The following is a 23,350-nucleotide window of genomic DNA, read 5'->3' as shown; positions in this document are numbered from 1 at the left end:
CGGGCCGCGTCCAGCGCCCTCAGAGCCGGGCGGCCAGCTCCTCGAGGTCGTCGAGCACCAGGCCGGCGCCGAGCGGGCCGAGGCCGAGGAACCAGCGGTCGTCGTCGACGGCGACCGACCGCCCCTGCGCCACCGCGGGGATCGACTGCCACAGCGGCCCGCCGGTGATCTCCCCGGCCGCCGTCGCCCCCTCCTCGCCGTAGGCGCCGTAGAAGAGCAGGTCGCCGTCGGCCTGGGTCACCTGCTCGGGCGAGACCTCGACGAAGGTCTCGGCGGTGCGCTGCACCGGCGGCCGGGCGAAGCCGACGTCGGCCAGCACCGACCCGATGAACGACCCCTCGCCGTAGAGGCGCACCAGCGTCCCGTCGAGGAAGCGGGCGACGCTGACCTCGGTGGCCGCCGGGTCGCCGAAGCGCGCGCCGACCTCCTCGGCCCGGGCGGTGTGGGCGTCGAGGAGCTCCTGCGCCTCCTCGGCGCGGCCGAGCGCCTCCCCCGCCAGCAGCAGGTTCTCCTGCCAGCTCTCGCCGATCGCCTCGGCGAACACGGTGGGCGCGATCCCCGCCAGCTGCTCGTAGACGTCGGCGTGGCGCACCGCGTTGGACAGGATCAGGTCCGGCTCGAGCGCCGCGATCGCCTCCAGATCGGGCTCGGCGATGGTGCCCACGGCGGCGATGTCGGCGGGGTCGGCGCCGGCGGCGGTCACGAACCCGGGCAGCTCGTCGCTGACGTCGGTGCGGACCGCGCCGACCGGCGTCACGCCGAGCGCCAGCGTGGCGTCGAGCTCACCGGTGTCCAGGACGACGACCCGCTCCGGCTCGCCGGCGATCTCGGTCTCCCCCATCGCGTGCTCGACCGTGCGGGTGTCCTCCGCCGGGGCCGCCTCGGCCTCGCTCCCGGCCCCCGCCTCCGTCGACCCGCACCCGCTGAGCACCGCCACCGCCAGCACCGCGCCGGCTCCCCGGCCACGGCCGGTCCGTCCCCAGAGCACCACTGCCCTCCTCCCGGCGCCGGACCACCCGGCGCCAGGAGGACCTTAGGACAGCCTTGCCTAACGGCCGTCAGCGCCTCCGCTCGACGAGGAAGACGGGGATGACGCGGTCGGTCCGCTCCTGGTACTCGGCGTAGGGCGGGTACGCGGCCACCGCGCGCTCCCACCACCGCGCCCGCTCCTCGCCGCTGATCTCGCGGGCCACGCCGTCCCAGGGCTCCGGGCCGTCCTGCACGGTCACCTGGTCGGGGTGCGCGCGCAGGTTGGCCACCCAGGCCGGGTCCCGCGGCGCCCCGCCCTGCGAGCCGACCATCGCGTACACGCCGTCGTGCTCGACGCGCATGAGCGGCTGCTTGCGCACCTTGCCCGTCCGCGCGCCCCGGGTCGTGAAGATCGCGACGGGCAGCCCGGTGTCGCGCAGCGTGTTGGCCTCCCGGCCGCCGGTGGCCTCGTAGCGCTCCACCTGCTCGCGCACCCAGCCCTGCGTGCTCGGCTCGTACTCCCCCTCGAGTGGCATGCCGCGACGGTAGGACCGATGAGTCCGCGCCGCCGGGCCGGTCACCCCTCGCGAGACCCCGACCGACAGGGAGGGCCCGTGGGCCGGCTCGTGATCACGCAGAACAGCACCCTCGACGGCGTCGTCGACGCCACCGGCGGCTGGTTCGTCCCGCAGGACGACGGCGCCGACACCCCCGACCAGCTCGACGTCGTCCGCGAGCACATGGCCGGGCAGTCGGTCTTCCTCGTCGGCCGGCGCACCTTCGAGGAGATGCGCGGCTTCTGGCCGCAGCAGGCCGGCGACACCACCGGCATCTCCGCCCACCTCGACGCGGTGGAGAAGGCCGTCGTCTCCCGGACGCTCACCGAGCCCGGCTGGGCGAACACCACCGTGCTCGCCGGCGACCCGGTCGAGGAGGTGGCCCGGCTGGTGGCCGATCGCGAGGGCGAGGTGGGCGTCACCGGCAGCATCACCCTCTGCCACGCGCTCATCGCCGCGGGGCTGGTCGACGAGTACCGGCTGTTCGTCTTCCCGCGGGTCCTCGGCCGCGGCCGGCGGCTGTTCCCCGACGGCACCGACGTCCGGCTCACCGCCACCGGCAGCGGCCGGACCTTCCGCTCCGGGGTCACGCTGCTGACCTACCGGCCGGCGTGAGGGCGGCTCAGCGGGCGTCGACGGTGTGCGGGACGAAGAAGCTCAGGTCGTCGGTGATCAGCCCGTCGCTCTCCCGGATGCCCAGGCCCGCCGGTTCGCCGTCGACCACCCACGCGCCGAGCACCGGGTGGTGCGGGCCGTCGACGCCGGCGAAGTCGGGCAGCGGCGCGAACCCCTGCACCACGAACCCCTCGGTGCCGTAGCGGCCGGGCATCGCCGTCACCACCTGCCCGTCGCGGACGATCTGCACGTTGGCGCCCTCGCGGCCCCACAGCGGCTTGCGCACGTAGTCGCGCCAGCTCGAGGGCATCTCGTCGGCGAAGTAGGCCGGCAGCAGCAGCTCGGACAGCACCGGGTCACCGCCGAAGAGCCGCCACAGCACCGGCAGCAGCGCCTTGGTGCTCCACAGCATCTTGTAGACCGGCTCGATCCAGGTGGTGCCGCCGGGCCGGGCCGCGTCGGCGAGGACGGCGGCGCCGAACTCGTCGTCGACCAGCCACTCCCAGGGGTAGAGCTTGAAGACGACGTCGAGGTGGCGCCCGGCCGGGTCGTAGAAGCGGCCGTCGCCGGAGTCGAGCGCGATGTCCTCGACGACGACCTCCACCGCCTCGTAGCCGGCCTGCACGACGGTGTCCATGAGGTAGGCGACGGTCATCCGGTCCTCGCCGGAGGTGTCCGCGCTGCTCCACGCCATGTGCACCCGCGGCCGCACCCCCGTCCGCCGCTCCCAGCGGGTCAGGTTGCGCTGCCAGGCCGCGACGAGCTTCTCGTGCAGCGCGTTCCACTGGTCGCGGCCCTGCCCGGTGAACAGGTGCCAGTTCCACTGGGTGACCGCCGCCTCGACCAGCGCGGTCGGGGTGTCGGCGTTGAACTCCAGGAGCTTGGGCGGCCCGGAGCCGTCGTAGCGCAGGTCGAAGCGGCCGTAGACGCTGGGCGGCTCGGCCTCCCAGGTGGCGCGGATGCCGGAGCGGGCGATCAGCGGGATGCCCATCCGGTCGAACAGGTCGTGCTCGATGACGTGGTCGCCGGCGGCGACGCACATCTCGAACAGCTGGGCCACCCAGCCCTCGAGCCGGGTGACCTCCGCGGCGGTGAAGTCGTAGTACGGGCCCTCGCGCCAGTAGCTGCGCACCTCACCGCCGGGGGTGGCGGTGCGGTTGTAGACCAGGCCCTGCGCCTCGACCTCGGCCTCCCACCCGGGCCGGACGACACCGGCCTCGACGCGCCGCACGCCTCAGGAGCCCGAGCTGCCGGTGCCGCCGGTGCCCGAGCCGATGCCGCCGGAGACCCGCTGGCCCCCGGTGACCTTGCCGCTGCCGGGCAGTCCGTAGCGCTGGCGGGCGGCGGTGTCGGCGGGGTTGATCCGGGTGCCGCCGCGGGGCAGCACGGTGCCGACCGGCAGGCCGGGGCGGAAGGCGCCGAGGTAGAGGAAGAACAGCCCGGGCCCGCGGTAGCCGTCGTCGCAGTAGTCGTCGTCGACGATCTCGCCGTCCTCGTTGGTGCAGTAGGCGACCTGCTCCTCCTCGTCGTCGCTGCCGCAGCCGGCGAGGAACCCGGTGGCGGCGGTGGCCAGCACCGTCGTCGTCAACGCGCTGCGCACCCGGTTCGAGAACGCCATGGACCCCTCCCGCCTCGGTGGACGCCCCGACCCTAGGCCGTGTCGCCTCCCCGGACGGCCGCCGGGCGGCGCGGACGGTCCCGTGCCGCTACGGTCCGGGCACCGACGCCGTCGTGCCCCGGGGAGGCGTGATGACCGCCAAGGAACCCGCCGAGGTCGCCAGGGTCGCTGCGGCGACCGGGGCGAAGAAGGTGCACCGGACCTGGGACCGGGTGCTGGTGAGCGCCTTCCTCGCCGGTGCCTACATCTCCTTCGGCGCGCTGGTCGCCATCACCGTCTCCTCCGGGCTGGACCTGGCCACCTGGGGCACGCTGCCCACGCTGTTCATGGGCGCGGCCTTCACCCTCGGGCTGGTCCTGGTGCTGATCGCCGGCTCCGACCTGGCCACCGGCAACATGATGCTGGTGCCGCTGGGCGCGATGAACGGCAAGATCACCGTGGGTGACGTCCTCCGGAACCTGTCGCTGGTGCTGGTCGGCAACCTGATCGGCGCGCTGTTCGTCGCCTACTTCCTCGCCGTCTCGACCGGGGTCATCGGCGACCCGGACAGCACCGGCAGCGCCGGGCTCACGTTCGCGCGGCTGGCGGAGATCGCCGACGGCAAGACCCACCACACCGCGTGGGAGACCTTCCTGCGCGGCGTCGGGTGCAACTGGCTGGTCTGCCTGGCGGTGTGGATGTCGCTGGCGACCACGAGCGTCGCGGGCAAGATCCTCGCCGTCTTCTTCCCGGTCATGGCCTTCGTCGCGATGGGCTTCGACCACGTGGTGGCCAACATGTTCTTCCTGCCGGCCGCCCAGTTCGCCGGCGTGGAGGGCGCCAACTGGGGCGACACCCTGACCAACTGGCTGCTCGCCGGCGCGGGCAACCTCGTCGGCGCGGTGGTCTTCGTCGGGACCTCCTACTGGTACCTGTTCCTGCGCGACGCACCCGACGCCGCCCCGCGCACGGGCGCCGAGCCGGCCGAGCGCGCCTGAGCAGGGGCGCCGCTACGGTCGCCGCGTGAGCGACCCCAGCAGCCCGGAGCCCGACGAGCAGGCGGCGGCCCGGATCGCGGCCGGCTACGCGGTCGAGGGGCCCGCCCTCGAGCTCGGCGCCGTGTCCGTCGGCGGCCGCCCGCACCCCGGCGCGCAGGTGCGGCTGCCGCTGTCGGTCCTCAACCGGCACGGCCTGATCGCCGGCGCCACCGGCACCGGCAAGACCCGCACGCTGCAGCTCATGGCCGAGCAGCTCTCGGCCGCCGGCGTCCCGGTCGTGCTCGCCGACCTCAAGGGCGACCTCGCGGGGCTCGCCGAGCCGGGGCAGGCGAGCGAGCGGATCACCCGCCGGGCGGCCGAGACCGGCGACCGGTGGACGCCGACCGGCTTCCCCGTCGAGTACCTGGCCCTCGGCGGGCTCGGGACCGGCGTCCCCGTACGGGCCACGGTCAGCGACTTCGGCCCGACGCTGCTGGCCAAGGTGCTCGGCCTCAACGCCACCCAGGAGAGCTCGCTCGGGCTGGTCTTCCACCACGCCGACGAGGCCGGCCTGCCGCTGCTCGACCTGGCCGACCTGCGCGCGCTGCTGACCTGGCTGACCCGGCCCGAGGGGAAGGCCGAGCTCGCGGGCCTGGGTGGGCTGTCGAAGGCGACCGTGGGCGTGGTGCTGCGCGAGCTGGTGGCGCTGGAGGACCTCGGCGGCGACGTCTTCTTCGGCGAGCCCGCCTTCGACCCCGCCGACCTGATCCGCACCGCCCCCGACGGCCGCGGTGTGATCAGCGCCGTCGAGCTGCCCGCCGTCGCCGACCGGCCCGCGCTGTTCTCCACGTTCCTGATGTGGCTGCTCGCGGAGCTGTTCGAGGAGCTGCCCGAGGTCGGCGACCTGGAGAAGCCGAAGGTGGTCTTCTTCCTCGACGAGGCGCACCTGCTGTTCAGCGGCGCCAGCAGGGCGTTCCTGACGGCGGTCACCCAGACGGTGCGGCTGGTCCGCTCGAAGGGCGTCGGCGTCTTCTTCGTCACCCAGCAGCCCACCGACGTGCCCTCGGACGTCCTCGGCCAGCTCGGCAACCGGGTGCAGCACGCGCTGCGCGCCTTCACCCCGGAGGACGCCGACGCGCTGAGGAAGACCGTGCGCACCTTCCCGGCCGGCGACGTCTACGACGACGTCGCCGCGCTGCTCACCTCGCTGGGCACCGGGGAGGCGGCGGTCACCGTGCTGTCCGAGCGGGGCGCGCCCACGCCGCTGGCCTGGACGGTGCTGCGCGCACCGCGGGCCTCGATGGGCACCGTGGCGCCGGACGCGATGGCCGCCGCGGTGGCGGCCTCACCGCTGCAGCCCCGCTACGGCACCGCCGTCGACCGCGAGTCCGCGCGGGAGCTGCTGGCCGCGCGGCTGGCCCCGCCGGCTCCTCCCGGGCCGCCGCGGGAGGCCGCGCGGGAGGAACCGGCGCGCCGGCGCGAGGAGCCCGGGGAGGGCGGCGTGCTCGCCGACGTCATGGCCTCGCCGGTGTTCCGCAGCTTCGCCCGGTCGGCGGCCTCGGCACTGGGCCGCGAGCTCACCCGCGGCCTGTTCGGCACCCGCCGGCGGCGGCGCTGAGCCGCCTCCCGGTCGCGGGGCCCGGGAGGCGGTGGCACCGTCGAGCGGCACACACGACCGGGAGGGCGCAGGCGATGCGGTACAGGGAGGGCGGGCGGCTCGACACGTCGTCGGTCCAGGACCGGCGCGGCCGGGGCGGCGGGCTCGGCGGCGGACGGGGGCTCGCCGTCGGCGGCGGCGGGCTCGGGATCGTCGGCCTGCTCGTCGTCGTGCTCGTCCAGGTCCTGGGCGGCGGGAGCGGGGCCGGGGCCGGGCTCGGCGCGCTCTCCGGCGGCCTGGCCGAGGGCGAGACGGCCGACAACACCGCGCTCGAGCAGTCCTGCGACGACAGCGGCGACGCCAACGACTCGGTGGAGTGCGCCGTCGTCGCCGACATCGACTCCATCCAGGACTACTGGTCCCAGGCGCTCGGCGGGCAGTACGTGGCCACCGACACCGTCTTCTTCTCCGGCCAGGTGCAGACGCAGTGCGGCGGCGCCACCAGCGGCTCGGGGCCGTTCTACTGCCCGGCCGACCAGCTCGTGTACATCGACCTGACCTTCTTCGACACCCTCCGCACCCAGTTCGGCGCCGAGGGCGGGGCGTTCCCCAACGCCTACGTGCTCGCCCACGAGTACGGCCACCACGTGCAGAACCTGCTCGGCACCAACCGGCTGGTGACCCCCGGCGAGACCGGCCCCACCAGCGGCACCGTGCGGCTGGAGCTGCAGGCCGACTGCTACGCCGGAGTGTGGGCCAACCACGCCGAGACGGTGCCCGACGAGTCCGGCGCGCCGCTGATCGCCGACATCACCCAGGACGACATCGACCGCGCGCTCGACACCGCCGCCCGCATCGGCGACGACTTCATCCAGGAGAACCTCAGCGGGGGCTCGGTGGACCAGGACACCTTCACCCACGGCTCCTCCGAGCAGCGGCAGCGGTGGTTCCTCACCGGCTACGAGACCGGCGACCCGGCGCAGTGCGACACCTTCGCCACCGACGACCTCGGCTGAGCCGGTGACCGGGGACCTCCGGACCGGCCGCGACGGCGCCGTCGCCTCCCTGGTCATCGACCGCCCGGAGAAGCGCAACGCGCTCACCGCGCAGATGTGGGCGGCGCTGCCGGGGATCCTCGCCGAGCTGGCCGACGACCCCGCGGTGCGGGTGCTCGTGGTCACCGGCGCGGGGCCGAGCTTCTGCGCCGGGGCCGACATCGCCGACCTGCTCGGCGGCCCCGACGCCGGCGACCCGATGGCGGCCGTGCGGGAGGCCAACCTCGCCGCCCAGGCCGCGCTGCGCGACTTCCCCAAGCCGACCATCGCGATGATCCGCGGGCACTGCATCGGCGGCGGCGTGGAGCTGGCCACCTGCTGCGACCTGCGCTTCACCGACCCGACCGGCGTCTTCGGCGTCACCCCGGCGAAGGTGGGCATCGTCTTCACCCCGACGTCGACCCGCCAGCTCGTCCGGCTGGTCGGGCCGGCGACGGCGCGCTACCTGCTCTACTCCGGCGAGCTGGTCGACGCCGCGACCGCGCTGCGCACCGGGCTGGTCGACCGGCTGCTGCCGGCCGGCGACCTGGCCGGTGAGGTGCGGCGGTTCGCCGAGGTGCTGGCCGGCCGCTCGGCGCTGACCCAGCGGGCGGCCAAGGAGATCACCGCCGCGCTGGACGACGGCGACGACGACCGGGCCGAGGAGCTGGCCGGGCGCTGGTACCGGGAGACCGCGGCCGCCGGCGAGCTCGCCGAGGGCGTCGCCGCCTTCGCCGAGCGCCGCGCACCCCGGTTCCCCTGGCGCGGCTGACCCCCCGACGGTGCCGACAGCGCCACGAAGGGACCTCGCGGGGGTCAGGCGACGCCCAGGCCGGCCTCCTCCGCCTCGACGGCGGCGTTCCACTCCCGCTTCTCGGCCTGCCAGCGGTCCTCGGTGCTGCCCAGCCGCCAGTAGCCCGACACCGACATCCGCTCCCGCGGGACGCCGAGCCCGGAGCGCACGAACCGGCGCAGCTCGCGCACCGCGCCGGCCTCGCCGTGCACGAACACCTGCACGTCGCCCTCGGGCAGGTCGGCCCCGAGGACGGCGGCGACCAGGGCGACGCCCGGCGCGCGGCCGCGGCGCACCCAGGTGACCCGGACCCCGGGGCCGCCGGGCAGGGGCTGCTGCTCCTGCGGCCCGGCCACCTCCACGAAGACCTCCGCGCGGGCGTCGGCGGGCAGCGCCGCGAGCGCGGCGGTGATCGCCGGCAGCGCCGTCTCGTCGCCGGCGAGCAGGTGCCAGGCGGCGTCGGCCGCAGGCGTGTACGCGCCGCCGGGCCCGAACATCTGCAGCGTGTCCCCGGGGCGGGCGGCCAGCGCCCACGGTCCGGCCACGCCCTCGTCGCCGTGGACGACGAAGTCGATGGTCAGCTCGCCGACCGCGGCGTCCCAGGAGCGCACGGTGTACGTGCGGGTCGAGGGCCACTGCTCGCGGGGCAGCCGCTCCTGCACCTCGTCGAGGTCGAAGGGCGCGGTGTAGGGCGCCCCCGGCGGCGGGAACAGCAGCTTGACGTAGGAGTCGGTGTGCTCGGGCGCGAAGCCGGCCAGCCCGTCGCCGCCCAGGACGACGCGGACGAGGTGCGGCGTCGGCCGGGTGGTGCTCATCACGGTGCCGGTGCGCGGCGTGCGCCGGCGGCGCGGGGTCGGGTCGGCCACAGGCCCTCCTCAGGACAGGGAAGGCTCACCTTACCTCCGGTGCACCGCAGGTCGGCGCCGTTTCCGGACCGCTCCGTCCGGGTAGCCCCTGGCCTGCGGGAACGACGCCCTCCCCGGCGCCGTCATCGGGCGCGCGCCGCTCCCCCGGACGGCGCCCGACCACCCTTCCCCACGACTCACGGGCCGGCACCGCCCCCGGTGCCGACCCCGATCGACCTGCACACGATCCGGCGACGGCCGTCGCCCGGTGATGTGTGCGTGATCCATTCCGGGGTAGCAGGACGCCGACCGAGATCCACTCAGGAGGAACGATGACCCACTCCATCGACGCCCCCCTCCCGCCGCCGCCCTCCTCGGGTGCGACCGGCTACGGGGACACGAGTACGACCTCGACCACGACCACCACCGGCTCGCCCTCCACCACCGACGTGGCCAAGGACGAGGCGCGCAACGTCGGGCAGACGGCCAAGCAGGCCGGCAGCCAGGTCGCCTCGACCGCCGCCGACCAGGCGAAGACGGTCGTCGCCGAGGCACAGCAGCAGGCCCAGGGCCTCGTCCAGCAGGGCCGCACCCAGGTGCGTCAGCAGGTCGTCTCCCAGCAGCAGAAGGCCGGGCAGAGCCTGGCGAGCCTCGCCGAGCAGCTGCGCGGCATGGTCGAGGGCAACGCCCCGGCCCCCGGCCCCGCCCGTGACCTGCTGCAGCAGGGCGCCGGCCGGGTCGAGGAGTTCGCCCGCATGCTGCAGAACCGCGAGCCGGGCGACCTGCTCGAGGACGTCCGCAGCTTCGCCCGTCGCCGCCCCGGCTCCTTCCTGCTCGGCGCCGCACTCGCCGGTGTCCTCGCGGGCCGGCTGACCAGCGGCGTCAAGGCCGCGCACTCCGACACCAGCTCGTCGTCGGGCCGGCACTACACGGGGACGACCCAGGGCACCGGCAACTTCGTCGACACCACGCCGTCCTACTCCGGCTACGAGACGACCTCGGGCTACGAGTCGACGCCGTCCTACGAGACGACCACCACCTACGAGACGACCACGTCGGGTGGCTACGGCGAGACCGGGACCACCGGCACGCCGCTGCCGCCCCCGCCGTACGGCACCACCCCGCCGGCCGGCGGCGTCGTCCCGCCGACCACTCCCGCGGGCTGGGACGACCCCACCCGCCGCCCGGGCACGGGGGTCTGAGCCATGTCCTCTCCCTACTCCGGCGCCACGCCGGTGGGCGGCCAGTCCGGCTACCCGCCGGAGCCCCCGCCGGCCAACTACGCCGTCCCGCCCACGTACGACCAGGGTCAGGCCGGCAGCAGCGCCTACGGCGAGCAGTCCTACGCCGACGAGTCCTACGGCGCCTCGACGGGCGCCCACGCCGGCAACCTGGGCACCCCGACCACCGAGGCCGGCCGGCCCGACGTCGAGGGCGTCTCGGTCGGGCAGCTCATCAGCGAGGTCACCACGGACCTCTCGGTGCTCATGCGCCAGGAGCTCGCGCTGGCCAAGGCCGAGCTGCAGGTCGAGGCCAAGAAGGCCGGGCAGGGCGCGGGCATGTTCGGCGCCGCGGGCCTGGCCGGGCTGATGACCGTGATCTTCCTCAGCATCGCGCTGTGGTGGGCCCTGTCCCACCTGGTCGGCCACAGCTGGTCGGCCCTCATCGTCGCGGTCCTCTGGGCGATCATCGGCGCGGTCGCGTTCTCGATGGGCCGCAAGAAGTTCCGGCAGGTCAACCCCAAGCCCGAACGGACCGTGGACACGCTCCAGCAGGTCCCCGGCGCCCTGAAGCCCCACTGACCCCGGGCCCACGGCCCCCACACCTCTCTGGAGCAGACATGACCAGCAGTGACCCGGACGCCATCCGGCGGCAGATCGAGGAGACGCGGCGCGAGCTCAGCTACGACGTCGACGCCCTCAACGAGAAGGTCAACCCGGCCCGCGTCGTCGACCGGCGGATGAGCGCGGCCAAGGGCCGCTTCGCCAACGTCAAGGACAAGGTCATGGGCTCGGCCCACGACACCCGGTCCTCGACGCGCGGCACCGCTCAGAACGCGCTCGGCTCGGTGCAGGGCACGGCCTCCAACGTGGCCGGCTCGGTGCAGGGGACGGCCTCCAACGTGGCCGGCTCCGTGCAGGGCGCCGCCTCCAACGCGGCCGGCACCGTGCAGGACGCCGCCTCTCAGGCGGCCTCGGCCGTGCAGCAGGCCCCCGACGCGGTGATCCGCCAGACGCAGGGGAACCCCCTCGCGGCCGGCCTCATCGCCTTCGGCGTCGGCTGGCTGGTCTCCAGCCTGCTGCCGGCCACGCAGAGGGAGCAGCAGCTGGCCCAGCAGGCCGAGTCCGCCCTCCGCGAGCACAAGGACGAGCTGCTGGCCCCGGCCAAGCAGGCCGCCCAGGAGGTCGGCGAGCAGCTGAAGCCGGCCGCCCAGGAGGCCGTCCAGGAGGTCAAGGGCACCGCCCAGGACGCCGCCCAGACGGTCAAGCAGGAGGGCCAGTCGGCCGCGCAGGACGTGCAGGGCCAGGCCCAGCAGTCCCGCGAGTCCGTGCAGAGCCAGACCTCCAGCTCCTGACAGCACCCCGCACCGCACCAGCGCCCCGCCGGGTCCACCCGGCGGGGCGCTGCTGTGTCCGGGCCCTCCCCTGCCCGGGTGACCCGGCCCCGCCCCGGCTGCAGCGGCACCCCGGCCGGGCCGACCTCTCCCCCGTGACCGGGACCGGGGCCGAGCTCGCCGCGCTGCGCGCGCGGGTGGCCGAGCTGGAGGCCGAGCGGTCGGCGCTGGCCGCGCTGGTCGACGACCGCGGCGAGGAGCTCGCCGTCGCCGCCCGGATGCTGCGCGCCCGCGCCGCCACGATGACCGGCGTCGTCGACGCCATCACCGAGCAGTCGGTCGTCGGCACCGACTCCGACGGCGTCGTCCGGGTGTGGAACCCCGGCGCCGAGCGGCTGCTGGGCCTCCCCCGCGCCGACGTCGTCCGCCGCCACCGGGTCACCGACTTCCACGACCCCGCCGAGCTCGCCGGCCGCGGCCTGGCCGCGCTGGTGGCCACCGCCGCCGAGCGCGGCAGCGACGTCCGCGACTGGACCTACGTCGCCGCCGACGGCACCCGCCGCACGGTGTCGGTGGCGGTCACCCCGCGCGCCGACGACGGCGGCCCCGGCGGGTGGACCTTCGTCGGCACCGACGTGACCGGGGTGCGCGAGGCCGAGCGGCTCAAGGACCAGTTCGTCGCGCTGGTCAGCCACGAGCTGCGCACCCCGCTGTCGTCGGTGCTCGGCTACCTCGAGCTCGTCCTCGACGACCCGGCGCTGGGCGCGGACACCCGCCGGTACCTCGACGTCGTCGCCCGCAACGCCGCCCGGCTGGAACGGCTGGTCGGCGACCTGCTCTTCACCGCCCAGGTGGAGGCCGGCCGGTTCCCGCTCGTGCCGGGCGAGGCCGACCTCGGGACCCTCGTGCACGCCGCCGAGGAGTCCGCGCGGGTCACCGCGGCGGCCGCCGGCGTGACCCTCGCCGCGCGGGTGCCCGCGGGCGGCCCGGTGGTGCCCGGTGACGCCGTCCGGCTGGGCCAGGCGCTGGACAACCTGGTCTCCAACGCGGTCAAGTTCACCCCCCGCGGCGGGCGGGTGGACCTCACCGTCGTTGCCGCCCCGGACGAGGTCCGGGTGTCGGTCGCCGACACCGGCGTCGGTGTCCCGGCCGCCGAGCAGGCGGGGCTGGGCACCCGGTTCACCCGCGGGTCGAACGTGCGCCGGTCGGTGCCCGGCGCGGGCCTCGGCCTGGCGATCACCCGCGCCATCGCCACCGCGCACGGCGGCCGCCTGGAGCTGGTCAGCACCGAGGGCCGCGGCACCACGGCCACCCTGGTCCTGCCCCGCTGAGCACACCGGTCTTGCGCCGATCGTGCGGGGGTCGCGCGGAGGCGCTGCGGGCCCGCTGGCAGGCTCCCCGCGTGAGCACGGCGGACCGCACCCCGCAGCGACGGACGACCCTCGTGACCGACGGCGACCTGCCCGCCCGCCTGCTGGCCTTCCTCGAGGACCGCGCCGCGGCGGCGCCCGCCGTCCCCTCCGACCCCGCCGCGGTCGACCCCGCCGTCGTCGACCCCGCCGTCGTCGAGCGGCTGCGCGCGGCGCACGCCGACGCCCTGCCGGGACGGCTGGCCGCCATCGGCCGGGCCGCCCGCGCCGGGGACGCCGCGGCCCTGGCCGACGGCGCCACCGCGCTGGCCGGCAGCAGCGGGCAGCTCGGCGACCCCGCCGTCGCGCGGCTGTCCGGGGCGATCGCCCGGCAGGCCCGCCGCGGCGTCGTCGCGCACGCACTGGTCGCCGAACTGACCGAGACCGCCGGGACCGTGCCGGCGCCCCGCGGGGGTCAGGCCACCAGCCGGTAGCCCACCCCGCGGACGGTGCGGATCTGCGCCTCGGCCAGGCCCGCGGCCTGCAGCTTGCGGCGCAGGTTGGACATGTGTGCCTCCACCAGGCGCAGGCTGCCGGCCCACTCGGTGCGCCACACCTCGCGCAGCAGCGTCTCCCGCTGCAGCACCCGGCCCGGCCGGGACGCCAGCGCCGCGAGCAGGTCGAACTCGGTGCGGGTCAGGTCCACGACCGCGCCGTCGACGCGCACCTCGCGGCTGTCCTCGTCGATCTCGAGGTCGGCCAGCCGGACGGGGGCCGTGTCCGGCGCCGTCGCGGCGGGGACGGTCCGCGGCCGGCGCAGCATGGCCTGCACGCGGGCGACGAGCTCCCGCGGGGAGAACGGCTTGGCCATGTACCCGTCCGCGCCGACGGCGAGGCCGACGAGCAGGTCGACCTCCTCGGCGCGCGCGGTGAGCATGAGGACGTAGCAGCCGCTCTCGACGCGCAGCTGCCGGCAGACCTCGGTGCCGTCGCCGTCGGGCAGTCCGAGGTCGAGCACGACCAGGTCCGGCGCCGACCGGCGCACCTCGGCCAGGCACTCGGCAGCCGACCCGACGGCGCGCACGTCCAGTCCGGCGCGGGTGAGCACCGTGACGACGAGCTCGCGGATCTCCGCGGTGTCCTCCACGACGAGCACCGACTGCGCGGCCACCGCACCTCCCCACCGCGGGCGGCGGTCCCGCCCGTCTCCCGCAGGGCTTCGGCGCGGCGGTGCGGCAGGTGCAGCCGGGGAGCGGCGGCTCGCTCGGCCGAGTGAGCAGTTGCCGCCGCGCGGCCCCCTCGCAGGGGCCGGCCGCGAGCTCGCGAGCGGTGGGGGGCGAGGGGGCCCTTCATCACACGAAGGCGCTCACCCCGGTCAGCGCGCGGCCGACGATGAGGCTGTTGATCTCGCGGGTGCCCTCGTAGGAGTACAGCGCCTCGGCATCGGCGAAGTACCGCACGACGTCGTTCTCCAGCAGGATCCCGTTGCCGCCGAACAGCTCGCGGGCCAGGGCCACGGTCTCGCGGGCCCGGGCGGTGACGAAGGACTTGGCCAGCGCCGCCTGCTCGTCGCGGAAGACGCCCTCCTCCTGCAGCTGCGACACCCGCACCGCCATGCCGAGGCTCGCGGTGACGTTGCCGGCCATCCGGGCGAGCAGGTCCTGGATCAGCTGGAACCCGGCGATGGGGCGGCCGAACTGCGAGCGCTCCTTGGCGTAGGCGATCGCCGCCTCGAACGCGCCCATCTGGCAGCCGACCGCCGACCACGCGACGCCGCCGCGGGTCAGCTTGAGCACCCGGTTGACGTCCTTGAAGGAGTTGCCGTGCTCGAGCTTGTTCTCCGCCGGCACCCGGCAGCCGTCGAACACGATGTCGGCGTTCTGCACCGTCCGCAGCGCGTACTTGCCCTCCATCTTCGCCGGCGTGAAGCCGGGGGTGCCCTTCTCGACGACGAAGGTCTTCACCTGGTCGTCGGCGACGTCGCGGGCGAACACGACGACGACGTCGGCGAAGGTGCCGTTGCCGATCCAGCGCTTGGCGCCGTCGATCACCCACTCGTCGCCGTCGCGCCGGGCCGTCGTCTCCAGGCCGCGGGCGACGTCGGAGCCGCCGTGCGGCTCGGTGAGGGCGAACGCGCCGATCCGGTCCAGCGCCACCATGCCGGGCACCCAGCGGGCGCGCTGCTCGTCGGAGCCCAGCAGCACGATCGAGCCCATCGACAGGCCGTTGTGGACGCCGAGGAAGGTGGCCATGGACGGGTCCACCCGCGCGGTCTCCAGGGCGATGAACCCGGTGAACAGCCGGGAGGCGCGCGGGCGGTGCTCGAGGTCGTAGCTGCGCCCGACCATGCCCTCCTCGGCGAAGCGCGGCACCAGGTCCATCGGGAACTCGGCGGCGGCCCACGCGTCGTTGACCCGCGGGCGGACCTCCTCGTTCAGGAAGCGCCGGATGCCGGTCAGCTCCTTGCGCTCGTCGTCGGTCAGCAGCGTCTCGTAGCCGTAGAGGTCGCCGGGCAGCTCGTCGGTCATCACGGGTCCTCCGTCGGTCGGGTCGCCCTCACCTACCCGCGACGGCGGCCCGCAACGCGACGGCGGCCGTCGGGTACGGCAGCGTCGCCGCCTCGGCCGTCGCCGTCACCGCCAGCCCGCGCCGGCCGGCGAGGCGGGCCACCGCGGCGGGCACCTCGTCGCGGTCCTGCGGGCGCATCACCGAGAAGCCGACGACCACCCGCCCGCCGGGGGCGAGCAGGCCCGCGACGGCGTCCCACTCGGGGGCCGGCGGGGTCCAGAACGCGCGGACGTCGACGGCAACCACGGCGTCGAAGCGCTCGCCGTCGAGGTCGGCGTCCAGCAGCGGCGCGGCGAGCACCCGGACCCGGCCCGCGTCGACCGCCGCGCGGTTGCGCCGGGTGGTGGCCGCGGCCATCCGCGCCGACCGGTCGACGGCGACCACGCGGCCCCCGCCGACCGCGACGGCCATCTCGGTGACCAGGACGCCGGCGCCGCAGCCGACCTCGAGCACGCGCTCCCCCGGCGCCGCCGCGACCACGCCGGCGACGAACGCCAGCCGGTCGGAGGCGGCGTGCGGGCTCACACGTGCGCCTGGCCGGTGGAGGCGCTGGTGCCGCCGTCGACGGCCAGCACCGCGCCGGTGACGTACCGGGCGCCCTCGGAGGCGAGGAAGAGCACCGCCGGCGCGATGTCCTCGGGCTCGCCGGGGCGGCCCAGCGCGATGCGGTTGCGGAACGGCGCGAGCGACTCGTCGTCGCGGGGGGCGTCGGCGTTGAGCTCGGTGAAGGTGAAGGCGGGCGCGACGGCGTTGAGCCGCACCCCCCGCGGGCCCCAGTCCAGCGCCAGCGACCGCACGAAGTTGGTGACCGCGGCCTTGGTGGCGTTGTAGCCGGCCTGCCCCCAGTCGCCGCGCAGCCCGGACACCGAGGAGACGGCGACCAGGGTGCCGCCGGACTCGGCCAGCCGCGGCAGCGCGGCCTTGGCGAGGTGGAAGAACGCGTCGACGTTGGTGGCGCGCATCCGCTCCCAGGCGTCGTCGGCGAGGTCGGTGACCTCCCCGCTCTCGTAGCCGGCCGCGTTGCTCACCACGACGTCGAGCCGGCCGAAGCGGTCGACGACGTCGTCGACCAGCCGCCGCACCTGCGCGGGGTCGGAGACGTCGGACGGCAGCGCCGCCCCACGGTCGGCGGGCACGCCGTCGAGTGCGGCCTCCAGCCGCTCCCGCCGGCGTCCGGTGACCGCGACGGTGGCGCCGGCGTCGAGGAACGCGCGGGTGATGGCCAGGCCGATGCCCGTGCCGCCGCCGGTGACGAGGACGACGGAGCCGGTGAAGTCGAAGGTCGCTGAGCCGCTCATGACCCGCGCCCTACCCGGCACGGGCGCGCGGTCACGCCAGCGCGCGGGCGAGCACGTCGACCAGCCGCGGGACCTCGCCGGGGCCGGCGGCGTGGTCGGGGTCGAGCTCGGTGACGACGTCGAGTGGACGAGGAACCCGCCGGGCCCCCCACCGCCGCGACGGCGTCCGCCGCGACCCCCGCCGGGTCGGCGGCGACCTCCGCGGCGCCGACGACGGCCGGGCCGGTGCGCGCCGCGGTGGTGGCGTCGGGCTCGGTCGCGCGGACCCCGACGGCCCGCACCCGCCCCACCGGCAGCAGCGGCACCGGCCCGACGGCGAGCAGGTCGGGGTCGCACCCGTCGAGCGCCAGCACGTGCGCCAGCGCCATAGAGTCGGCGACGCCGGTCGGGTTGTCGGCCGGCGTGCGCAGGTCGACGCCGCCGGCGGCCAGGGCGCCGGGCAGCCCGGCCCGCTGCAGCGCGGCCCAGGCCCGCTCCTGCCCGGGCCAGTGCGCCGCGGCGCTGGAGGGTGCGGCCAGCAGGTCGAGGGGGCGCGCGGAGGGCACCCCCGGTGCCCTACCCCGCCACGGGGAGCGCGACCAGGCGGGACTCAGCCCCGCTGACGCCGCCGGCGGCCGCCGAAGGCCTGCTTGACGCGGCGCCACCGGTTGGGGGTGTGCTCGGCGTCGAGCAGCTCGGTCTCGGCGAGGAACCGCTCGACCGGCGCGAGCTCGGGGGGTTCGAAGGCGACCAGCGAGCGGCCGGTGGGCCGCTGCAGCGACTCGATGGCGCGCACCAGCGAGCCCCCGCAGCGCTCGACGGCGGCGGCCACCTCCCCGGGCTCCACGCCGAGGTGCTCACCGAGCAGCCGGTGCCGCATCCCGAGCACCGCCGCCCGGATCTCCGCCTCGCGGGGGTCGCCGGTGCGCGCCTCGATCGACACGTCGCACTCGGTGTCCAGACCCATCGAGCGGTTGTTGAGGTTGGACGAGCCGATGCGCAGCAGCCGGTCGTCGAGGACCGTGACCTTGGCGTGCACGTACACCGGCCGCCGGCCCTCGGCGACCGGGACGTAGAGCCGGAAGCGGTCGTACCGGTCGGCGCGGCGGACCAGGTCGAGCAGCTTCACCCGGGCGGTGTCCATCGCCCGGGTCTCCAGCCAGCTCTCGGCGGTCTGCGGGTTGAGGACCACGAACTCCGGGCCGTCGGGCTCGCCGAGCCGGTCGGCGATCGCCTCGGCGATCCGGCGGTTGGCGAAGTACTGCGTCTCGATGTAGACGGTCTCCCGGGCGGCCGCGATCACCGCGAGCCACAGCAGCTCGATCTCGTGGACCAGCTCGGCCCCGCCGTGCTCGGGGCGGGTGCGGGAGATCGCGACGTCGACGTCGGTCAGGAAGGTCTCGACGTCGGGCCAGCACGCCTCGACGTCGTCCACCGGCTCGAGGTGCTCGCCGGTGCCGCTCTCCCAGCGCTCCCGGGCGAGGTCGCCGAGCGCGCGGGCGGCCGGGCCGGAGACCAGGCTGGTGACGTCGTGCCACGGCCCGCTCAGCCGGGTGGTGTGCGGCCGGTGGCGCAGCGGGTGGCGGTCGCGGTGCTCGGAGGTGTCCCAGCGGTCGGCGGTCACGTCGATGCCGCCGGCGAAGGCGAGGCAGTCGTCGATGACGACGATCTTCTGGTGGTGCGCGCCGCCGATGGGGTGGTGGGTGTCGACGCTGAACCGCAGCCGGTCGGGCGAGCGGCGGTTGAGCAGCACGATCGGCGCCATCCGCCGGGTGAGCGCCACCACCATGCCGAGGTCCCACTGCAGGACGCCGATCTCCAGCTGCGGGTTGGCGCGCACGGCCCGCTCGAGCACCGGCCCCAGCCGGTCGTCGTGGGCACGGCCGGGGGCGCGGGGGTCCAGCCGGATGCGGGGGTCGAAGTCCCAGCCGATGAACAGCACCCGCCGCTCCGCGCGCAGCACCGCCTGCTTGAGGGTGGCGAAGTAGTCGGCGGCGTCGACGAAGACGGCGTGCCGGTCGGCCCGCTCGATGCGCCAGCACGTCTCGCCGGGGACGAGCAGGGTGTCGGCGGTGGGCGCCGGGACGGAGGCCGGGGACGTCGTCCCGGTGCTGTCGGCGCTCTCCGTCACCCGGGCAGTCTGCCGACCTGCGCAAGCTCCGTGCGCGTCCGCCTCGCCGCCGTCATCCGATCGGTGTCGTCACCGTCCCCGCGCGGCCGGCAGGGGGTGGGTCAGGGGACGACGTCGGGGACGATGTGCTGGCTGTCCTTGGGCGGCCGCACGTAGTCGTCGGTGATCGGCGGCCGCGGGGGCAGCGCGGGCGGGTCGGGGGTGAGGTCCTCGTAGGGCACCTGCCCGAGCAGGTGCGTCATCACGTTGATGCGGGCGCGCTTCTTCACGTCGGCCTCGACGACCCACCACGGCGCCTCGGGGATGTCGGTGGCGGCGAACATGGCGTCCTTCGCGCGGGAGAAGTCGACCCAGCGGTTGCGCGCCTCGAGGTCCATCGGGCTGAGCTTCCAGCGCTTGGTCGGGTCCTGCAGCCGCTTCTGGAACCGCTTCTCCTGCTCGGTGTCGCTGACCGAGAACCAGTACTTGACCAGGATGGTGCCGCTGCGGACGAGCATCCGCTCGAACTCCGGGCACGAGCGCAGGAACTCCTCGTACTCCTCGTCGGTGCAGAAGCCCATGACCCGCTCGACGCCGGCGCGGTTGTACCAGGACCGGTCGAACAGGACCATCTCGCCGCGGGTCGGCAGGTGCGGGACGTAGCGCTGGAAGTACCACTGCCCCCGCTCGCGCTCGGTGGGTGCCGCGAGGGCGACGACGCGGGCGGCGCGCGGGTTGAGCGTCTCGGTGATGCGCTGGATGGCCCCGCCCTTGCCGGCGGCGTCACGGCCCTCGAAGACGACGACCACCCGGAGTCCCCGTGCGCGGACGTACTCCTGCTGCTTCACCAGCTCCACCTGCAGGCGCGCGACCTCCCGCTCGTACCACGCGGTGTCGACCTTGCCGGTCGACTGTGGTGCCTCCTCGACCGACGCCCCGGACCGCTGCTTCGAGGTCATGCAGCGCAGCATCGACCCCACGGTGTGACGCAGGCAACAGGTCGGGCCGGGCGTCCCCGGTGGGACCTGCCCGCTCGGACGCCGCCGTCTCCCGGGAGGTCGGGGCGGGAGACGGCGCACGGTGTGCTCGCGGAGCGTGACACCACGGAGGCGTGTCCGGCTGCGGACCTCCCCGGGACGCCGTTGCGGTCCCCGACCGGCTACGTTGCCGGTCATGCCGTTGGTGCTGCACTGGGGCGGGCCCCGACACGGCGAGGTCGACGACCTGCGGGCCGAGATGCTGACGTCCTCGGTGCTGGTCTACGACGGGCCCCGGTGGTTCGGCGTCTACCAGCGGTACGAGCCGGTGCAGGTGCGCGACACCCCCGAGGGGCCCGCCGAGGTGTGGGTGGTCCGCGAGTAGCGGTCGGTCGGGCCGGCGTCCGCGCCCGGCCGGGGACTGTCGGTGGCCGTCCGGTCCCGGCATGCTCAGCACGTGGACCTCGATCCGGACCGCCGCTCCCCGCCGTGCGTGCTGGTGATCTTCGGTGCCTCGGGTGACCTCACCGCGCGCAAGCTGCTGCCGGCACTCGAGCGGCTGGCCGGCTACGGGGCCCTCCCGCCGGAGGTGGCCCTGGTGGGTGTCGCCCGCACCCCCATGAGCGACGCCGACTTCGGGGAGCTGTGCCGCCGCAGCGTGTCCGGGGACGACCCGCGGTGGCGGGAGCTCACGGCGGCGGCCCGCTACGTGCACGGCGGCTACGACGACCCGGCCACCTACCAGCGCCTGGCCGAGGTGCTGGCCGAGTGCGACGAGCGGCACGGGACCGCCGGGAACCGGGTGTACTACCTGGCGACGCCGCCCCGGCTGTTCGGGCCGATCGCGGTGAGCCTCGGCAAGGCGGGTCTGTCGGCGCCGACCGACGGCGCCTTCGTCCGCGCCGTCGTCGAGAAGCCCTTCGGGTGGGACGAGGACAGCGCCCGCGACCTCTACGCGGACCTGTCGTCGGCGTTCACCGAGGAGCAGATCTTCCGGATCGACCACTACCTCGCCAAGGAGACGGTGCAGAACCTGCTGGCGCTGCGGTTCGCCAACTCGATCTTCGAGCCGATCTGGAACCGCACCTGGGTCGACAACGTGCAGATCACCGTCGCCGAGACCCTGGGCGTCGGCGACCGCGGCGGGTTCTACGAGACCACCGGCGCCATGCGGGACATCGTCCAGAACCACGTGCTGCAGGTCCTCTCCCTCTTCCTGATGGAGCCGCCCACGTCGTTCCACGCGGAGGCGATCCGGGACGAGAAGGTGAAGCTGCTGCGCGCGATCCGGCCGCTGGAGGACGAGGAGGAGATAGCGGCGAACGCGGTCCGCGGGCAGTACACCCGGGGCGGCACCCGGGAGGACCTCATGGCCGGCTACCGCGACGAGCCCGGCGTCGACCCGCTGAGTTCCACGGAGACCTTCGTGGCGATGCGCCTGGAGGTGCAGAACTGGCGCTGGACCGGCGTCCCGGTGTACGTGCGCACCGGCAAGCGGCTGCCCGCGCGGCTCACCGAGGTGGCCATGGAGTTCCGCCGCCCGCCGCAGCTGCCGCTGTTCCCCGGCCGGGCCGAGGGGCTCGAACCCGACGCGCTGGTCGTGCGCGTCCAGCCCGACGAGGGGCTGAGCCTGAAGTTCGGCGCCAAGGTGCCCGGCCACGCCTTCCGGGTGCAGAAGGCGTCGATGGACTTCTCCTACGAGAGCTTCGACGAGCAGTCCCCCGACGCCTACGAGCGGGTCATCCTCGACGCCCTGATCGGCGACCCGACGCTGTTCATCCGCGCCGACGAGGTCGGGCGGTCGTGGCGGATCGTCGACCCGGTGATGCGGTACTGGGCCGCCGACCCGCGGCCCATCCCGCTCTACCAGGCGGCCACGTGGGGCCCGCCGGAGGCCGACGCGCTCATCACCCGGGACGGCCGCGGCTGGCGCCACTCGGCCCGGTCCTGACCGCGCCGTCCCCCGAGGGCCGACGCGCCGGCGCGTGATCAGGGCGCCACGGGCAGCCCGGTGGTGATCGCGACGGCGACGAGCGCGGCCGCCACGACGTCCACGGTGGCGCAGAACGGCGGCCACCAGCGGGTGCCGGCCACGAAGCCGGTGCGGTGCTGCCACAGGTCCTTCAGGCCGTGGCCGACCAGGCCGATCACCACCAGCCAGCCCGACCCGGGCACCGCGGCCGCGGCGAGGACCACGAAGGCCGACGCGACGGCCACCTCGACGACCAGGACGTGCCGGCGCCCGTCGGCGACGGCGAACCCGACGTAGACCGCGGCGATCAGCGTCAGCCCCAGGGCGTGCACGGTCACGGGCGCCAGCCACGGGAAGGCCAGCGGGGCGGCGGCCTGCAGGACGCCGAGGACGACGCCCCACGCCACGGGTGTGCGCAGGCCGTGGTCGTCCCGGCGGCCTCGGACGGCGGTGCTGCTCACGGGGTCCTCCAACAGGTGCGGCGGTGGGGTGGGGTGCCACCCGAGGGTCGCCGGGGACCGGAGGCGCTCGGACCGGCGACGTCGCCGGGATCGCGGGGCCGGGTCCGGCGCCCGCGGGCCGGTACGGTCGGCGCCGTGCTGGCCGGCCGCGACGCCGAGCGGGCGACGGTGGCCGCCCTGCTCGACGCGGCCCGTGACGCGCGGGGCGGGGCGCTGGTGGTGCGCGGCGTGGCCGGGTCGGGCAAGTCGGCGCTGCTCGCCGAGGCGGTGACCGCCGCGACGGGCACGAGGGTGCTCCGGACGCAGGGCGTGGAGTCGGAGTCGCCGCTGGCCTTCGCCGCGCTCCAGCGGCTGCTGTGGCCACTGCACGGCGGCCTCGACGCGCTGCCGGCACCGCAGCGGCGGGCGCTGGGTGCGGCGCTGGGCGAGGCCGAGGGCGAGGGCGACCGGTTCCTGGCGTTCCTGGGCACGCTGAGCCTGCTGGCCGACGCCGCCGAGGAGGCGCCGGTGCTGGCCGTCGTCGACGACGCGCACTGGCTCGACGACGCCTCCGCGGCCGCGCTGCTGTTCGCCGCGCGCCGGCTGCAGGCCGAGCGGGTCGCGCTGCTGTTCGCCGTCCGTGACGGCGAGGGCCGCTCCTTCGACGCGCCCGACCTGCCCACCGTCGTCCTCGGCGGGATCACCGGCGCGGCCGCCGGGGCACTGCTGGCCGCTCGGTCCGGTGCTGCGGTGGACCCGGGCGTGCGCGACCGGCTGGTGACCGCCACCGGGGGGAACCCGCTGGCGCTGGGCGAGCTCGCCGACGCCCTCACCGCCGACCAGCTGGCCGGGCGGGCGCCGTTGCCCGCGCAGCTGCCGCTGACCGGCGGAGTGGAGCGGGCGTTCCTCGACCGGTTCCGGCGGCTCGGCGAGCCGGCACAGCGGTTCCTGCTGGTCGCCGCGGCCGACGACACCGGCCGGCCGGCCGTGGTCCGCGACGCCGCGGAGCGTCTCGGTGCCGGCGACGACGCCCTGGACGAGGCCGAGCGCGCCGGGCTGCTGCGCGTCGAGGAGGGCGTCGTGTCCCTGTACCACCCGCTCGTGCGCTCGGCGGTCTAC

The 23,350-nt window shown here is 75.6% G+C and carries 26 protein-coding genes; 13 read left to right on the top strand and 13 right to left on the bottom strand.

What is annotated here, in order from left to right:
- Nucleotides 1–19 precede the first annotated feature (19 nt).
- Nucleotides 20–988 carry an ABC transporter substrate-binding protein gene (locus CHC04_RS22505; protein ID WP_089406274.1) on the bottom strand — a complete coding sequence of 323 codons (969 nt, stop codon included), beginning with the start codon at nucleotides 986–988 and terminating at the stop codon, nucleotides 20–22.
- A gap of 70 nt (nucleotides 989–1,058) precedes the next feature.
- Nucleotides 1,059–1,505, bottom strand: a complete 447-nt coding sequence (locus CHC04_RS22500; RefSeq protein ID WP_089406197.1) for a nitroreductase family deazaflavin-dependent oxidoreductase — start codon at nucleotides 1,503–1,505, stop codon at nucleotides 1,059–1,061.
- 78 nt (nucleotides 1,506–1,583) lie between these two features.
- Between CHC04_RS22500 and CHC04_RS22495 the strand changes: the two genes are divergently transcribed.
- The gene (locus CHC04_RS22495) at nucleotides 1,584–2,141 is read left to right on the top strand and encodes a dihydrofolate reductase family protein (RefSeq protein ID WP_089406196.1); all 558 of its coding nucleotides are present in this window, start codon (nucleotides 1,584–1,586) and stop codon (nucleotides 2,139–2,141) included.
- A 7-nt stretch (nucleotides 2,142–2,148) separates the two neighbouring features.
- Here CHC04_RS22495 and CHC04_RS22490 read toward each other — a convergent pair whose 3' ends face one another.
- A complete protein-coding gene (locus CHC04_RS22490; RefSeq protein WP_089406195.1) occupies nucleotides 2,149–3,372 on the bottom strand; it encodes a glutathionylspermidine synthase family protein in 1,224 nt (407 codons plus the stop codon).
- Nucleotides 3,373–3,375: 3 nt separating this feature from the next.
- On the bottom strand, nucleotides 3,376–3,759 hold the full coding sequence (locus CHC04_RS22485; RefSeq protein WP_089406194.1) for a hypothetical protein: 384 nt from the start codon (nucleotides 3,757–3,759) through the stop codon (nucleotides 3,376–3,378).
- 131 nt (nucleotides 3,760–3,890) lie between these two features.
- Between CHC04_RS22485 and CHC04_RS22480 the strand changes: the two genes are divergently transcribed.
- The 4 genes from CHC04_RS22480 (at nucleotide 3,891) to CHC04_RS22465 (ending at nucleotide 8,118) form a co-directional block, all read left to right on the top strand.
- A complete protein-coding gene (locus tag CHC04_RS22480) occupies nucleotides 3,891–4,736 on the top strand; it encodes a formate/nitrite transporter family protein (protein WP_089406193.1) in 846 nt (281 codons plus the stop codon).
- Between the two features lie 25 nt (nucleotides 4,737–4,761).
- Nucleotides 4,762–6,333: a helicase HerA-like domain-containing protein gene (locus CHC04_RS22475; RefSeq protein ID WP_089406192.1), complete on the top strand. Its 1,572-nt coding sequence runs from the start codon at nucleotides 4,762–4,764 to the stop codon at nucleotides 6,331–6,333.
- A 74-nt stretch (nucleotides 6,334–6,407) separates the two neighbouring features.
- Complete coding sequence (gene ypfJ, locus CHC04_RS22470) at nucleotides 6,408–7,328, top strand: KPN_02809 family neutral zinc metallopeptidase (RefSeq protein WP_089406191.1); 921 nt, start codon at nucleotides 6,408–6,410, stop codon at nucleotides 7,326–7,328.
- Between the two features lie 4 nt (nucleotides 7,329–7,332).
- The gene (locus CHC04_RS22465; protein ID WP_089406190.1) at nucleotides 7,333–8,118 is read left to right on the top strand and encodes an enoyl-CoA hydratase/isomerase family protein; all 786 of its coding nucleotides are present in this window, start codon (nucleotides 7,333–7,335) and stop codon (nucleotides 8,116–8,118) included.
- Nucleotides 8,119–8,162: 44 nt separating this feature from the next.
- Here the strand turns inward: CHC04_RS22465 and CHC04_RS22460 are convergent, their stop codons facing one another.
- Entirely contained in the window at nucleotides 8,163–9,005 is an 843-nt protein-coding gene (locus tag CHC04_RS22460; RefSeq protein ID WP_245817668.1) for a siderophore-interacting protein, read from the bottom strand.
- Nucleotides 9,006–9,316: 311 nt separating this feature from the next.
- Between CHC04_RS22460 and CHC04_RS22455 the strand changes: the two genes are divergently transcribed.
- The 5 genes from CHC04_RS22455 to CHC04_RS22435 all read left to right on the top strand — a co-directional run bounded on the left by CHC04_RS22455 (nucleotide 9,317) and on the right by CHC04_RS22435 (nucleotide 13,381).
- Entirely contained in the window at nucleotides 9,317–10,186 is an 870-nt protein-coding gene (locus tag CHC04_RS22455) for a hypothetical protein (protein WP_089406189.1), read from the top strand.
- Between the two features lie 3 nt (nucleotides 10,187–10,189).
- The gene (locus CHC04_RS22450) at nucleotides 10,190–10,786 is read left to right on the top strand and encodes a phage holin family protein (RefSeq protein WP_089406188.1); all 597 of its coding nucleotides are present in this window, start codon (nucleotides 10,190–10,192) and stop codon (nucleotides 10,784–10,786) included.
- A gap of 38 nt (nucleotides 10,787–10,824) precedes the next feature.
- Entirely contained in the window at nucleotides 10,825–11,559 is a 735-nt protein-coding gene (locus tag CHC04_RS22445; protein ID WP_089406187.1) for a DUF3618 domain-containing protein, read from the top strand.
- 134 nt (nucleotides 11,560–11,693) lie between these two features.
- The gene (locus CHC04_RS22440) at nucleotides 11,694–12,869 is read left to right on the top strand and encodes a PAS domain-containing sensor histidine kinase (protein ID WP_089406186.1); all 1,176 of its coding nucleotides are present in this window, start codon (nucleotides 11,694–11,696) and stop codon (nucleotides 12,867–12,869) included.
- A 71-nt stretch (nucleotides 12,870–12,940) separates the two neighbouring features.
- Complete coding sequence (locus CHC04_RS22435) at nucleotides 12,941–13,381, top strand: hypothetical protein (protein ID WP_089406185.1); 441 nt, start codon at nucleotides 12,941–12,943, stop codon at nucleotides 13,379–13,381.
- Here CHC04_RS22435 and CHC04_RS22430 read toward each other — a convergent pair.
- The 7 genes from CHC04_RS22430 to ppk2 all read right to left on the bottom strand — a co-directional run bounded on the left by CHC04_RS22430 (nucleotide 13,363) and on the right by ppk2 (nucleotide 19,801).
- Nucleotides 13,363–14,058 (bottom strand): response regulator transcription factor, encoded by a 696-nt coding sequence (locus CHC04_RS22430; RefSeq protein ID WP_089406184.1) that lies wholly within the window; start codon nucleotides 14,056–14,058, stop codon nucleotides 13,363–13,365. The two genes, CHC04_RS22435 and CHC04_RS22430, sit on opposite strands and share 19 nt — an antisense overlap.
- Nucleotides 14,059–14,239: 181 nt before the next feature.
- On the bottom strand, nucleotides 14,240–15,415 hold the full coding sequence (locus CHC04_RS22425) for an acyl-CoA dehydrogenase family protein (protein WP_089406183.1): 1,176 nt from the start codon (nucleotides 15,413–15,415) through the stop codon (nucleotides 14,240–14,242).
- 28 nt (nucleotides 15,416–15,443) lie between these two features.
- The gene (locus tag CHC04_RS22420; protein WP_089406182.1) at nucleotides 15,444–15,980 is read right to left on the bottom strand and encodes an SAM-dependent methyltransferase; all 537 of its coding nucleotides are present in this window, start codon (nucleotides 15,978–15,980) and stop codon (nucleotides 15,444–15,446) included.
- The gene (gene budC / locus CHC04_RS22415) at nucleotides 15,977–16,753 is read right to left on the bottom strand and encodes a meso-2,3-butanediol dehydrogenase (RefSeq protein ID WP_089406181.1); all 777 of its coding nucleotides are present in this window, start codon (nucleotides 16,751–16,753) and stop codon (nucleotides 15,977–15,979) included. The genes CHC04_RS22420 and budC overlap by 4 nt, the downstream gene beginning before the upstream one ends.
- Complete coding sequence (locus CHC04_RS22410) at nucleotides 16,750–17,298, bottom strand: hypothetical protein (protein ID WP_089406180.1); 549 nt, start codon at nucleotides 17,296–17,298, stop codon at nucleotides 16,750–16,752. The genes budC and CHC04_RS22410 overlap by 4 nt, the downstream gene beginning before the upstream one ends.
- A gap of 44 nt (nucleotides 17,299–17,342) precedes the next feature.
- Nucleotides 17,343–18,863: a phospholipase D-like domain-containing protein gene (locus CHC04_RS22405; RefSeq protein WP_089406179.1), complete on the bottom strand. Its 1,521-nt coding sequence runs from the start codon at nucleotides 18,861–18,863 to the stop codon at nucleotides 17,343–17,345.
- A 101-nt stretch (nucleotides 18,864–18,964) separates the two neighbouring features.
- A complete protein-coding gene (gene ppk2 / locus CHC04_RS22400; RefSeq protein ID WP_217897513.1) occupies nucleotides 18,965–19,801 on the bottom strand; it encodes a polyphosphate kinase 2 in 837 nt (278 codons plus the stop codon).
- A 214-nt stretch (nucleotides 19,802–20,015) separates the two neighbouring features.
- Here ppk2 and CHC04_RS22395 point away from each other — a divergent pair, with 214 nt between their 5' ends.
- Both CHC04_RS22395 and zwf read left to right on the top strand, forming a co-directional pair.
- Nucleotides 20,016–20,204, top strand: a complete 189-nt coding sequence (locus CHC04_RS22395; protein WP_141233894.1) for a hypothetical protein — start codon at nucleotides 20,016–20,018, stop codon at nucleotides 20,202–20,204.
- Between the two features lie 72 nt (nucleotides 20,205–20,276).
- On the top strand, nucleotides 20,277–21,770 hold the full coding sequence (gene zwf / locus CHC04_RS22390; protein WP_089406177.1) for a glucose-6-phosphate dehydrogenase: 1,494 nt from the start codon (nucleotides 20,277–20,279) through the stop codon (nucleotides 21,768–21,770).
- Nucleotides 21,771–21,808: 38 nt separating this feature from the next.
- Here the strand turns inward: zwf and CHC04_RS24395 are convergent, their stop codons facing one another.
- The gene (locus CHC04_RS24395) at nucleotides 21,809–22,252 is read right to left on the bottom strand and encodes a hypothetical protein (protein WP_089406176.1); all 444 of its coding nucleotides are present in this window, start codon (nucleotides 22,250–22,252) and stop codon (nucleotides 21,809–21,811) included.
- Nucleotides 22,253–22,387: 135 nt separating this feature from the next.
- Between CHC04_RS24395 and CHC04_RS22380 the strand changes: the two genes are divergently transcribed.
- Nucleotides 22,388–23,350 (top strand): AAA family ATPase (locus tag CHC04_RS22380; RefSeq protein WP_176450151.1); only part of this gene is annotated, 963 nt, incomplete at its 3' end.

This window comes from Geodermatophilus saharensis (assembly GCF_900188205.1).
Taxonomy (GTDB): Bacteria; Actinomycetota; Actinomycetes; order Mycobacteriales; family Geodermatophilaceae; genus Geodermatophilus; species Geodermatophilus saharensis.
This window is presented reverse-complemented; position numbering and strand designations above follow the sequence as displayed.